Here is a 13,858-nt window from a genome sequence, read left to right as displayed (position 1 = left end):
CCTATGCTTTAGGCTCTGACGCAGCCGCATCAGTCGCTTGGTTAGTGATATCAGTAACAGGGATGATGTTCATCTGCCATTTCCAATTTTCAGTCGTTGTTGCCACTGGAATCATTTCGATACAGTCGGTTGGGCAAGGTGCAACACATAGGTCACAGCCTGTACATTCATCTTTGATGACGGTGTGCAGCGCCTTGGTGCCACCAACAATGGCGTCAACAGGGCAGGCTTGAATACACTTGGTACAGCCGATACACATATCTTCGTGAATGAAGGCAACGGTTTTTACTTTGTTATCTAAGTCATGAGCGGAGTCTTCAACTTCTACGCCCATTAAATCTGCTAACTTCTCAATGGTTGCTTGGCCGCCCGGAGGACATTTGTTGATCTTGTCTCCGTTAGCGATCGCCTCTGCGTATGGGCGACAACCAGGGTAGCCACACTGGCCACATTGGGTTTGCGGTAAAATGGTGTCGATTTGATCAACGATAGGATCGGCTTCTACTTTGAAGCGAATAGAGGCGAAGCCCAAAATAGCGCCAAAAACAGCGGCTAAAACAGCTAGCGCAATGATCGCAATTAAAATGGTACTCATGCTTATTTCACCAACCCAGTAAAGCCCATGAATGCCAGAGACATTAGGCCTGCTGTGATCATCGCTATCGATGCGCCTTTAAATGGCATTGGAACATCAGCAACCGCAATACGTTCACGCATTGCAGCAAATAGGATCAGAACAAGAGAGAAACCTACCGCCGCGCCGAAACCATAAACGATCGACTGGATGAAGTTGTGGTTTTCATTTATGTTCAAGAGTGCCACGCCTAATACCGCACAGTTGGTGGTGATAAGGGGTAGGAAGATACCCAATAGGCGATATAGCGTTGGGCTGGTTTTGTGAACGACCATTTCCGTAAATTGCACAACCACCGCGATAACCAAGATAAAGCTCATGGTACGCAAGTATTCAATACCCAGAGGGGTAAGGATGTAGGTTTCTACTAGGTATGCAGATACTGACGCTAACGTCAGAACGAAAGTCGTCGCGAGGCCCATGCCAATCGCAGTCTCCAGTTTCTTGGAGACTCCCATAAATGGACATAGTCCTAAAAACTTCACTAGCACAAAGTTATTGACCAGCACTGTGCCAACCAACAACAAAAGGTATTCGGTCATAATGGATTAATTCTTGAGATTCCGATCCCGATATTATCCTGCTTTGCTCACCTAATAACAACCAAGGATCACTAGGGATTTAGACACTTGGTGAAAAAATCAACGGGTAACCGTTTGATTAAGATAGATCAGGTTAAGTATAGGTGGGTATTTGCTGGGAATGAAAAATAAGATTAACTCAATGATAACTCATCTAATCAATCCTATTTTCTTTGTTGTAAAAAATGTCAGGAATCGAAAACACTAAGCCCTAGTAACTGTTCGTTTTATGAAGTTACGCTTTTAGTGCCCCGAGTATTATCAACTAATGTTTCGGACCGAAGCTCTACGCACCAGTATTGGCATAAACAACTTATGTTCTGATTGTTCCTTCGGTTCATCGCTTGCGAGTTGAAGAGATAACTTAACCGCTTGATTTGCCATGACTTGAATTGGGTAACGAATGGTCGTCAATCTAGGGTAGATGAAGCGAGCAATGTGGCCATCATCAAACCCAATAACTGACATATCTTCTGGAATACGAACGCCATTTTCTTGTAATAACGCCAAACAGCCTGCTGCCATGTAGTCGTTATACGTGGCAATGGCAGTGATATCTGTGTTTTTTGCCATTAGGTTAACCATGGCTTGTTCACCACCTAACTCGTCAGGCTCGCCGTATTCTATGTATTCGTCACTAGGCTCAATACCGTTGTCTTTCAGTGCGTCTAAATAACCCGCTAAGCGATCATGAGCATCTTCAATATTGTGACTCGAGCAGATGTAACCGATGTGCTTGTGACCGTTTTTGATTAAATATTCCGTCGCGATGTAAGAACCGCGGCGGTTGTCGAGAGCAATACAACGGCTTTCGATATCGGGAACAATTCGGTTGATGAGAACCAAGCCGGGCACTTCATTCGCTAGCTTAACCAATTCTTCGTCGCTAATGCCTTTGCTATGAACCACGAGAGATTCGCAGCGGCTGTTGATCAGCAAGTTAATCGCATTGCGCTCTTTAGTCGCGTCATGATACCCACTGCCAATCAGCAATTGTTTTTCTTGTTCACTTGCCACGGTATCAATGGCTTTGATCATCGAACCAAAGAAAGGGGCAGAAACATCATTAACCAGCACACCAATCGCGTTTGAAGACTTGCTGACCAGTGCTCGAGCGTTGGCATTTGGGCGATAGCCAAGCTTCTCCATTGCCGCTTTTACTGCCGTAATGGCGGTTTCACTGGTGTGAGGCGCATTGTTGATCACTCGAGAGGTGGTCGCAATTGACACGCCTGCTTCTTTCGCAACATCTTTAATGGTAGCCATTCCGCTCTCTTATTCTAAATTTAACGCTGTGTGATTATGATGGTTGGACATTTAACAACGGATACTTAGGCAATTCAAACACTAAACGCTAAATATGATGGGGTTTGAGGGTTATTTAGGGGTGTTCGACAGTTTAAAAATGAAAAGCCAAGCTCTAGATTTGAGCTTGGCTTTTGAGTCACATTGGCGTGTGAACTGTTGTCGAGTTAGGTAAGGCAATCACAGGTAACCCAAAGTAATAGGGCACCAAGTGGCTTTAGAGTAAGGCGCTTGGCCTGAATCTACTTACGATGCGCTTGTTAGCGTAACCTGATAACGATATTGATTGTCGGTGAGTTGAAACTCTTGGTGAACACTTGGACTCCAAGAATCATCACCACCAACGCCCATATGTTGGTGATCAACGCGTACATAGATTTTCTCTTCACAAGTCAGGTCATTGGTATGCTTAGCATCCGTTAATTGTTGCTGGCTGTACTGACTCACACTGAATGAAAAATCGCCTTCGATACCGATATTTCCAACATTCAGGTTTTTGGTTCCGCAACGTAACCCGCTATCGGTTGGGAATATATACGGCGTGTGCATCTGATCCAGTGTCTGTTTGTGTAAACCGAATCGCGCAGCAGCTAAACGGTCTGGATAGTTTTCAAAAGGGCCTAATCCCTGCCATGAAATCGGAGTTTCATTGCTTGTTTCGATGGGTAAAGGCAGCTCCATTTCAAGGCCAATACGCGGCATCGGTGGTAAGTGATCGGCTAAGGTGACATCAACCGCGATATTCATTTCACCTAAGTTATTTAAGGTGTATTGCCATTTTGTAATCGCTTGGATTTGGCCATTAAATTGGTAGGCGAATACTGACGTTACTTGTACTGAGTCTGCGAGCGCTTGCACGACACAACTTGTACACTGACGTTCCCATTGACCAATGCCTGCAAGTTCCCAACGACAAGCCCATGCATTTGGGTCGATGTTGTCTATCTCACTGATACCAATATCGTTATCAAGCGGCGCACGATAGAAGTTGTCGACAGGTGCCTTGATAACTTGCGGTTGCCCATCAACGATCCAGTGGGTCAACGATCCACTCTCTGTATCCCATTGCCATTGATGTGTTTCATTTAGGCTAGACACGACAACTTTGTTGTCTTGCTGATGTAACTGAGGAGCTAAAGCATTTGCAGTGCTAGGGAGTTGCAAGCCAGCATGGTTACGTAAAGCAAACTGCTCTGTTGCACAAACATGGCCTTCTTCTGCCCACTTAGTCGAATAAATCAGAGTAATATCTGTGTTTAGATGATATTCGGCTTGTGCTTCTGGCGTGAAAGCAAGGTCAATTACTAGCTCTTGTTTACTATCTTCAGCAACGGATAAGACTTGTTGCCCTGATTGAATCACGATGCCATTTTTGAGTAATTGCCAGCGTAAGATTTCATTGTCGGTTGCTCTGAACAGGTTTTCATTGGTTACATTCAAGTGGCATTGATCTTCAGTTTGTTCTGCTAACGTCACATTGATCATTCTCTGGCAGTATTTCGCCTCTTCCAACGTTGGGTGTACGCTGCGATCTGGGAAGATCAAACCGTTGATGCAGAACTGGCGGTCGTTGATGATGTCGCCAAAGTCTCCACCGTAGGCCCAGAAGTGTTCACCGTTTTCATCCCACTGACTTAATCCTTGGTCAACCCAGTCCCAGATGAAACCGCCTTGTAGGCGAGGGTATTCTCTGAATGCATCCCAGTAATCATTAAAGCTACCTAAACTATTGCCCATTGCGTGTGCGTATTCGCAAAGAATAAGCGGGCGTTGCTCGTTAGGCAGAGAAACCCATTTCTTGATAGACCATTTTGGAACGGCATCGTCTTCGATTGTACTGTTAACGCGTGCGTACATTGGCGCAATGATATCGGTAGCGGTGGTATTTGAACCTCCGCCTTCATATTGTACCGGGCGAGAAGGGTCGTACTGTTTCGACCAGGCATACATCGCATTGTGGCTACTGCCGTGTCCCGACTCGTTACCCAAAGACCAGATGATGATAGAAGGGTGGTTCTTATCACGCATGACCATTTGCGTGTAACGACTCATATAAGCGTGTGCCCATTGTGGATCCGCAGACAAGCGATTCATAGGCTGCATGCCATGGGTCTCGATGTTCGCTTCATCACACACGTATAAACCGTATTCGTCACACAGCTCGTACCATCGTGGGTGGTTAGGGTAGTGTGCGGTGCGCACAGCATTGAAGTTGTACTGCTTCATTAAGCAGATATCGCGGATCATGTCTTCTTCTGTCATTACATGCCCTAACTCTGGGTGATGCTCATGACGGTTTACGCCGCGAATCAATAGCGGTTTGCCGTTTAGCTTTAGCTGACCGTCTGTCATTTCGATTTTACGGAAGCCAACTTGATAAGCTTCACTTTCTAGGTGGTTACCTTGTTCATCGAGCAATGACACGACAATTCTGTAGAGGTTAGGAACTTCTGCGCTCCATTTCTTTGGCTCTCGAACATGCAGAGTTTGGAATACCACATCATCGTAGGTGCCGCGCTCATCAATTCGTCGATTATGAGGACGATCGATATGTGGTTCAGTCACTGCATTTTCACCGTCAAACAGTTGAACCTGAACTTGGTAAGTGTCTGGTGCAGTAATCTTGGTGATAATAGACAGTGAACCATCGCGATAGCATGCGTCTAAGTCCGGTGTAACGAACACATCTTCAATGCACTGCTTTGGTTTAGCTAGCAAGGTCACGTCACGGAAAATACCGCTTAGCCACCACATATCTTGGTCTTCTAAATAGCTACCATCACACCAACGTATCACCATAACAGACAGCGTATTATCGCCAACAGTTAGATACTGAGTTAAGTCAAATTCGGCAGGTAAGCGGCTATCTTGGCTGTAACCAACCCAATTGCCATTGCACCAAAGGTGAAAGGCGGAATTGACGCCATCAAAGATAATTCGTTGAGTGTTCTTTAAGTCATTCTTAGTCAACGTAATTTTAGTGCGGTAACAACCGGTTGGGTTTTCTGCCGGTACAAACGGTGGGTTCACTTCAAATGGGTATTTTACGTTGGCGTAGATAGGCTTATCGTAGCCTTGCATTTGCCAGTTCGATGGTACGGTAATCTCGTCCCATTGTGAGTCATTGAAACTTGTTTCGATAAATTCACCGTCAACTTGTTCAGGTGCATCAAAGTATTTGAACTTCCATTGTCCATTAAGAGATCTGCGTTGTGACTCAATGCCGTCTCGAGCGTGCTTGAGGTTGCGGTAGCTTGATAATGGGCTGTGCGCATTAAGGCAGTGGATATTCACAGACTGTGGGTTTTCCCAATCGCGTCTTTGGATGATGTTTGAAAATGCCTTCATAGTCTTCCTACTCTTAAAATGTTCAATATTGGTAATAATTCTATTGGGTCATCGGTTTTTTTTGCAGTGACACCTAATATTGTTGCTAGTGTCTGGCTTTATGAAGTGTCTCTATTTTTTACCGGTGTATATTTTTCTGTTTGAGTCCTAACTCGAGTGAGAGTGTAAATAAACAATGGAAACGTTTTCATGATGAGGTTGGCATTTTTACGCTATTGATGGGTTTGTGATTATTTTGTGTGATTTTGATCTGGTTATTGAGCTTGTAGTGGCGGTTTTATAGAGGTTTTTGTGGGTTTTTAGTGGAATCGTTTTCTATTTCAGAGGTGTTGAGGGGGAGATCGTGCGCTAGAGTTGACGTTGCTCGTTGTGCTCTAATGTAGGTAATGGTGATGTAAGGCTAGAGTTAGCAAGGGATTGGGGCTATTTTTGCGGGGAAAAGCAGCCCAGTCAATGATAACTGGGCATGTGAGACAAGGAAGCAAGTATCAAATTCAATGTCGAAGCTAGGCTACAAGCATTGCGTTCTATACCGTCAAGCTGGAATGTAAAAGTTAGGACCCAGGGAGACACTTCATAGTTGTACTCTAAAGGTTAAGAATACGAGTGTGGTGTAGTGAGTTCAAGAGGAAATGTGTTTGAGCTAATTTTCAAATGGTAGTTCTACCATAACGCAATGAGTTTTAAGGGTTTAGTTGTTTTTGAGCTCCTGTTTATTTTAACGTTATAGCGCTTTATTTAATGTGGAATATCCATATTCTTTGGGCACAGGTTGATATGAGTTGAGATGGTGCCTGGCATAAATCTTTGAATTGGGGAGTATTATTTGACTCTATTAATCTTAAAATATTTAATGGAAACGTTTTCATGATTTTGGGTTTGATCACAGAAACTCTCAGCTCAATAATTATGATACGGGGTAATTAAACGCGTTAAGGTTAAATAAAATGACGAATAAATCCCTAGTGGAAATTACGGGTAAAGACTCGCAACTGATCGTTGAACTTGGTGATTTCGCCGAAATTCTGCATTGGGGAGTTCCAGTTCGTGGCGATCTAGCGAACTTTCGTGTTTCTCTTCAAAGGCCAGTTCCTTACGGCCGCCTTGATAATGATGTCGCTATGTCGCTGAGCCCAGAGCTCGGACGCGGTGTATTCAGCAGTCCGGCATTAGAAGGACACCGAGATGGGTTGGACTGGGCGCCTGTTTTCTCTATTACGGATATTCAACAAACATCATCTAGCCTACTCATTGAGAGTGAAGATGTACGTGCAGGCTTACGTTTAACAACCGAGTTATGCCTTGATAAACATGATGTTGTGAAATCTCGTCACACCTTAACCAACGTTAAAGCCGGCCTTTATCAGGTGAGCCGTCTAGCCAATACTTTGCCATTACCAACAAGAGCTAATGAGTTGATGACGTACTACGGCCGCTGGGTACATGAGTTCCAAACGGTGCGTCAACCCTTACAGCAAGGGGGCTATCAACAAGAGAATCGTCGCGGACGAACATCTCATGAACATTATCCAGCGATGGTTGTCGGTACCGCTAACTTCAATGAAATGGCAGGTGATGTGTGGGGCATCCACTTCGCTTGGAGTGGTAACCATAGATTGCGCGCGGATGTAAAAGCAGACGGTCGTCGCTACGTGCAAGCGGAAGTTATTTATCTACCGGGCGAGATTGCATTGGATGAAGGTGAAAGCTTAACGACACCTTGGTTGTATGCCAGTTTCAGTTCGGAAGGCTTAAATGGAATGAGCCACCAGTTCCACTCCCATGTGCGAGGTTCCATCTTGCCGGAGTCTTTCGTACAAAAGCCTCGACCTATCCATCTTAATACATGGGAAGGCATCTATTTTGACCATGATCCTGATTATATTATGTCGATGGCTAGCCAAGCCGCGGATATGGGAGTAGAGCGCTTTATCATTGATGATGGCTGGTTTAAAGGGCGCTGCGGAGACAAGGCTGCACTTGGGGATTGGTTCTTAGATGAAGAAAAATACCCAAATGGTTTAGAGCCGATAGTTGAACACGTTAATCAGTTGGGTATGGAGTTTGGATTGTGGTTCGAACCTGAGATGATCAATAAGGATTCTGACTTATACCGAGCCCATCCAGAATGGTTGCTCGCCATAGACGGCTATGACCAACCAACGGGTCGCAATCAATATGTTATCGATCTTCAGAATCAACAAGCGTTCGACTTTCTGTTTGAGCGCCTCGATCACTTCTTAAGTAAGTTCAACATTGCTTACATTAAGTGGGATATGAACCGAGAGGTTGTACAACCTGCGCATCTAGGCAGGGCTGCGGCTCATCAACAAACCGCTCGTTATTATGAGTTGGTCGATAAAGTCCGAGAGAAGCACCCTATGGTTGATATTGAATCGTGTGCGGCTGGTGGTGGTCGTATCGATTTTGAGGTTCTTAAGCGTACGCAACGTTTTTGGGCTTCAGATAATAACGATGCCTTAGAAAGACAAACGATTCAGCGCGGGATGAGTTACTTCTTCCCTCCTGAGGTGATGGGAAGTCATATTGGCGCGAGCCACTGTCACAGCACACGTCGTCGTCATAGTATTGAGTTTCGTGGCCTAACAGCACTGTTTGGTCATATGGGGATTGAATTAGACCCTGTGAAAGAAGTTCAAGAAGAGAAGCAGGGCTTTGAACACTACATTAAGCTACATAAGATGCTGCGTCCTTTACTGCATAGCGGTAGGACTTGGCGAGTTCCAACGGACGATAGTGCTCATCAAATCCATGCGGTAGTTTCCGAAGATGTGTCAGAAGCTGTGGTGATGGTTGCACAGTTGGCGATGCCAACCAATTCGTTGAGTGGTCATTTGCGCATACCTGGGCTAGATCCACAAAGCCTATACAAGGTATCTGTGATTGATAAACCGTCAAATTACGATGATATTGTGAATTATCAACCGCCATGGACAGAGTCTGGTTGTGAATTATCGGGTGCTTGGTGTGCCGAGGTGGGGCTGACGATGCCAATACTCGATGCAGAAACAGCGATGCTGATTAAGTTTGAACGTATCGAGTAAGTTTTAGCATAGGCCTTATATTTGACGAACCGCGTAGGTGAAATTACGCGGTTTTTTATTGCCTTTAATAAGCTGTCATGAATTATTTAATCAATTTGATGTGCCCTAATAGATTGGAGAGCTGTAGGTATTCCCACCGTGATACTGCAATTATGTAATCGTTCTCATGCGCCACTTCACACTACGAACTGTTTTGATCACTTTAATTAGCGATATTCTCTATCAATTCGAGTGTTTTATTGTTCGATCTCTCACTTTAAAGATTTGACTGAAAACGTTTCCATTGAGCGGTTGTTGATCACAGTATCTGTTCGTTGGAATGGTTACATTAGCGTCGGACTTGATACTTGAGTGTTTTAAGAAGCGACCACAGAGTGGCTCTAAAACAGAACTTGAGTGGATAAATTATTATAAATAAAAGGTAAGCGTTTCAACGTCTGTTAGGAGATGAAGTTACGCGCCTGAAGGAAATACTATGTCTGATCAAATTACTCTACAAACCAAATTATCGTATGGACTTGGGGCTTTAGGTAAAGACTTTGCCTGTGCTCCAATCTACATCTTCCTGATGTTCTATTTTACGGACGTTGCTGGGCTTTCAGCGGCGTTCGTGGGTACCATCTTTTTAGCCGCTCGTATCGTCGATGCGGTAACCGATCCAATGATGGGGGTGATTGTTGATAACACCCGCTCTAAGTTTGGTAAATTCCGACCTTGGATTGTTATTGGTACCCTATTAAATGCGGTAGTGCTCGTTGGTCTTTTCAGTACGCACATGTTTGAAGGTACTACGTTATACATTTATGCGGCTGCTGCTTATATCTTATGGGGTCTTACTTACACCATCATGGATATTCCATACTGGTCTATGATTCCTGCGCTATCGAGTTCTCGTCAAGAGCGTGAAAAGCTTGTGGTATGGCCGAGACTGTTTGCTAGCTTAGCGTGGTTTATTACGGGTACTTACGGTTTACACATTGTTGGTAAGTTGGGTGATGGTGACCAAGGACAAGGCTTCTTCAACGTTGCTATGTTGATTGCGGTATTGTTCGTGATGAGCGCATTCTTGATTGCTCGTAATGTAAAAGAAAAATCAGCACCAGCGAACGCTAAACCTGCTGAACGTTTCAGTTTCAAAGATGTACTGGTTATCATTGGTAAAAATGACCAACTAAAAGCACTAATTGGTACCGTATTGTCGTTCCAAATAGCAAACTTGTTGGTGGGTGGTTTTGCGATTTACTACTTCTCTTACGCTCTAGGTAACGCTGATTTGTTCCCTGTTTATATGATGGTGGCAGGTATCGCCGAAGTTGCAGGCGTTTTCTTGTTCCCTCGCATTGCATCAGTGTTACCACGTAAGCATTTATGGGTTATGGCTTGTGGCTTCCCAGTGCTGTCTTGTATCACTCTACTTATCATGGGCCTTATCGCTCCAGGTAACGCGATTCTAATCGGCATCGCGGGTGCTGCAATCAAGTTTGGTGTGGGTATCGCTAACGCACTGCAAACCGTAATGCTTGCTGACGTTGTTGATTACGGTGAACACAAGACAGGTCGTCGCAGTGAGAGTGTTATCTTCTCTGTTCAAACGATGCTTGTTAAGTTTGCAGGCGCGGCTGGTGGTTTTATTGTTGGTATGGGATTGTCTGTGGTGGGTTACGTACCAAATGTGGAGCAGTCTGACAGCACTATCATGGGACTGCAGTTTATGATGGTAGGTTTACCAGCGATTCTAATGACGGTAAGTGCTCTTGTTTATAAGCGCTACTACCACCTGCATGAAGGGTTTGATAAAGCCCAAGCGGGTAAAGAGACTCAGACGAATGTTGTTACAGCAGAAGCATAACCACTAAAACGACGTCTAATCTAGAATAACATTCAGTTTGTCACTAAGCCCAAACGCCTCCTTGTGAGGCGTTTTTTATGGATGTTAGTTAATCAAAGCTGTGTCTGTAGAGCTTTTGTTTCGACTAAAACGCAAAAAGCCGCATCGAGTGATGCGGCTTCTTTAAATTTGGCTCCCCTTGCAAGACTTGAACTTGCGACATACGGATTAACAGTCCGCCGTTCTACCAACTGAACTAAAGGGGAATTGCTTGTTAGCGACGCGAATTCTAATAATTGTCCGGATTTCTGTCAATAAAAAATATCAGAAAAAAGTAAGATAAAAAACTTTACTTTCTTGAACGCCTTATTGGATTTAGCTTTGCTTTAGTTATCCACCAAAATTGTGGATAAGTATGTGTGTGAAACTTTAACAACAATAATTGGGATAAATCGAAAAATGTAATAATCTTATCTAACGTAATGTATTTAAAGAATTTATAGAAAAACATCGCGATTGTATAACTTTTGTAGGTTATAAAACGAACCGTAAAACAAGCGGTATTTTTAGGTTTTTTGGGGAAAAGTAGTGGATTAAAAATCGAGTGATTTAGCTGAAGAGATCTTGCAGGGGCACGGATAATACCAAGTTCTAAAAATAAAAGCTATAACTGATATCTGATCTTAAGATGCATTCTCTAGATAATAGTTGCAACGACACTCCTCCTAGAGTGACAATGACCTGATTAAAAAAACAGTATGGAAATGGCGACCTATGAGTAAACTCTTTGACTTGGTATCGGACTACAGCCCGTCCGGTGATCAGCCGACAGCGATAACCAAATTACTAGACGGATTAGATTCTGGTTTGGCACATCAAACTCTACTAGGGGTAACGGGCTCAGGTAAAACCTTTACACTTGCCAACGTCATTTCCCAATCTCAAAGACCAGCGATTCTGTTAGCGCCTAACAAGACACTGGCGGCTCAACTTTACGGTGAGATGAAATCTTTCTTTCCAAACAATGCCGTTGAGTATTTCGTTTCTTACTACGATTACTACCAACCTGAAGCCTACGTTCCAACCACGGACACGTTCATCGAGAAAGATGCGTCTGTGAACGCTCATATCGAACAAATGAGGCTTTCGGCAACCAAAGCCTTATTAGAACGAAAAGACGCCATCATTGTGGCTTCTGTGTCGGCTATCTACGGTCTTGGTGATCCTAAGTCTTATTTGAAGATGATGCTTCATTTGAGTCGTGGCGAGGTGATGGATCAGCGAGACATCTTACGCCGCTTGGCTGAGCTACAATATTCGAGAAACGACGTCGCGTTTGAACGTGGTCAGTTCCGTGTTCGTGGTGAAGTGATTGATATCTTTCCTGCTGAATCTGACCAAGATGCAGTTCGAATCGAAATGTTCGATGACGAAGTAGATTGCATCAGTATTTTTGATCCCCTGACTGGTGCGGTGAAGCAAAGAGATTTGCCGCGCTTTACCGTTTATCCGAAAACTCACTATGTAACGCCAAGAGAGAAAATCCTTGAGGCGATTGAGAACATCAAGGATGAACTGCGCGATCGTGCTCAATACTTAAAAGACAACAACAAGCTTTTGGAAGAGCAACGTATTTCTCAGAGAACTCAATTTGATATCGAGATGATGACGGAGCTTGGTTTTTGCTCTGGTATCGAAAACTATTCACGATACTTGAGTGGCCGTGCGGAAGGGGAAGCGCCTCCAACGTTATTTGACTACCTGCCCGACGATGGCCTGCTGATCATCGATGAGTCACACGTGACTGTGCCGCAAATCGGTGCGATGTATAAAGGTGACCGTTCTCGTAAAGAAACATTGGTTGAGTTTGGTTTCAGGCTACCTTCAGCATTGGATAACCGTCCAATGAAGTTTGAAGAATTTGAGTCTATAGCCCCGCAAACGATTTTTGTGTCGGCAACACCAGGCAATTACGAAATCGAAAAATCAGACGGTGAGATTGCTGATCAAGTGGTGCGTCCTACTGGTCTGTTAGATCCAATTATTGAAGTAAGACCCGTCGCGACTCAGGTTGATGACTTGCTGTCTGAGATCAGAATCCGTTCAGTGAAAGAAGAACGCGTGTTGGTCACAACATTGACTAAGAGAATGGCGGAAGATTTAACCGAATATCTAAGTGAGCACGGCGTTAAAGTGCGTTATTTGCACTCGGATATTGATACCGTTGAGCGTGTCGAGATCATTCGAGACCTACGTTTGGGCGAGTTCGACGTGTTAGTGGGTATTAACTTACTTCGCGAAGGCTTGGATATGCCGGAAGTGTCGCTGGTGGCGATTCTTGATGCAGACAAAGAGGGCTTCTTGCGTTCTGAGCGCTCTCTGATTCAAACCATTGGTCGTGCCGCGCGTAACCTTGAAGGTAAAGCGATCTTATACGGTGACTCGATTACTAAGTCGATGAGAAAAGCGATTGATGAAACAGATCGTCGTCGTGAGAAACAGCAGGCCTACAACCAAGAGCAAGGCATCACGCCGCAAGCGCTGAAACGTAATATCAAAGACATTATGGAGCTAGGTGATATCACCAAGTCGAAACAGCAGCGTCAATCTAAGCAAGTCCCACTATCTAAAGTGGCTGAGTCTTCAGAAAGTTATGCCGTGCTTACGCCGCAACAGCTTGATAAAGAGATCAGTAAGCTAGAAGCAGCGATGTATCAGCATGCTCAGAACCTGGAATTTGAATTAGCGGCACAGAAACGTGATGAAATTGAGCAGCTAAGAAAGCAATTTATTACTAATAGCTAATCTCGCGTTTTACTCAAGAAGTTGATCCCCTCAAGACAAAAACTGAGAGTGTTTCAGACAAAAAAACAGCCAGTAGTAAATGTTCTACTGGCTTACGTTTGTGAACACTCAGTTCACTAACAACGTCAGTTGGCTAGGTGACCCGAAGGTCATTTACACTACTGCATCGTTCGTGCCATATAGATAAAACATTGATTGTTTGAAGTAAGTAAAAAAACACACTACAAATATTGTGGCTAATTTGCATAATGCAAAGCGGAATGCGACTATAATAAGAAATGCAAATTATAAA

7 protein-coding genes and 1 tRNA gene are annotated in these 13,858 nt (G+C 44.1%); 3 read left to right on the top strand and 5 right to left on the bottom strand.

Translation table 11 applies throughout. From position 1 onward, the window contains the following. Position 1: 1 nt before the first annotated feature. The 4 genes from rsxB to ATB74_RS11235 all read right to left on the bottom strand — a co-directional run bounded on the left by rsxB (position 2) and on the right by ATB74_RS11235 (position 5,868). Positions 2-595, bottom strand: a complete 594-nt coding sequence (gene rsxB / locus ATB74_RS11250; RefSeq protein WP_048611571.1) for an electron transport complex subunit RsxB — start codon at positions 593-595, stop codon at positions 2-4. Between the two features lie 2 nt (positions 596-597). Continuing rightward, positions 598-1,176, bottom strand: a complete 579-nt coding sequence (gene rsxA, locus ATB74_RS11245; RefSeq protein WP_004737335.1) for an electron transport complex subunit RsxA — start codon at positions 1,174-1,176, stop codon at positions 598-600. Between the two features lie 300 nt (positions 1,177-1,476). After that, positions 1,477-2,481 (bottom strand): substrate-binding domain-containing protein, encoded by a 1,005-nt coding sequence (locus ATB74_RS11240; protein ID WP_060982284.1) that lies wholly within the window; start codon positions 2,479-2,481, stop codon positions 1,477-1,479. A 285-nt stretch (positions 2,482-2,766) separates the two neighbouring features. Further along, positions 2,767-5,868: a beta-galactosidase gene (locus tag ATB74_RS11235; RefSeq protein WP_061018541.1), complete on the bottom strand. Its 3,102-nt coding sequence runs from the start codon at positions 5,866-5,868 to the stop codon at positions 2,767-2,769. 947 nt (positions 5,869-6,815) lie between these two features. Between ATB74_RS11235 and ATB74_RS11230 the strand changes: the two genes are divergently transcribed. Both ATB74_RS11230 and melB read left to right on the top strand, forming a co-directional pair. Beyond that, positions 6,816-8,933, top strand: coding sequence for an alpha-galactosidase (locus ATB74_RS11230; RefSeq protein ID WP_061018539.1), 2,118 nt, complete (start codon positions 6,816-6,818; stop codon positions 8,931-8,933). A gap of 475 nt (positions 8,934-9,408) precedes the next feature. Next, positions 9,409-10,782 (top strand): melibiose:sodium transporter MelB, encoded by a 1,374-nt coding sequence (melB, locus tag ATB74_RS11225; protein ID WP_061018536.1) that lies wholly within the window; start codon positions 9,409-9,411, stop codon positions 10,780-10,782. Between the two features lie 169 nt (positions 10,783-10,951). On the opposite strand, the gene ATB74_RS11220 is transcribed toward melB, so the two are convergent. Continuing rightward, positions 10,952-11,027: transfer RNA gene (locus ATB74_RS11220), tRNA-Asn, on the bottom strand. A 508-nt stretch (positions 11,028-11,535) separates the two neighbouring features. Here ATB74_RS11220 and uvrB point away from each other — a divergent pair. Beyond that, entirely contained in the window at positions 11,536-13,566 is a 2,031-nt protein-coding gene (gene uvrB, locus ATB74_RS11215; protein ID WP_061018534.1) for an excinuclease ABC subunit UvrB, read from the top strand. Positions 13,567-13,858: the final 292 nt, after the last annotated feature.

Source organism: Vibrio splendidus, assembly GCF_001557875.1.
Lineage (GTDB): Bacteria > Pseudomonadota > Gammaproteobacteria > Enterobacterales > Vibrionaceae > Vibrio > Vibrio splendidus_F.
This window is presented reverse-complemented; position numbering and strand designations above follow the sequence as displayed.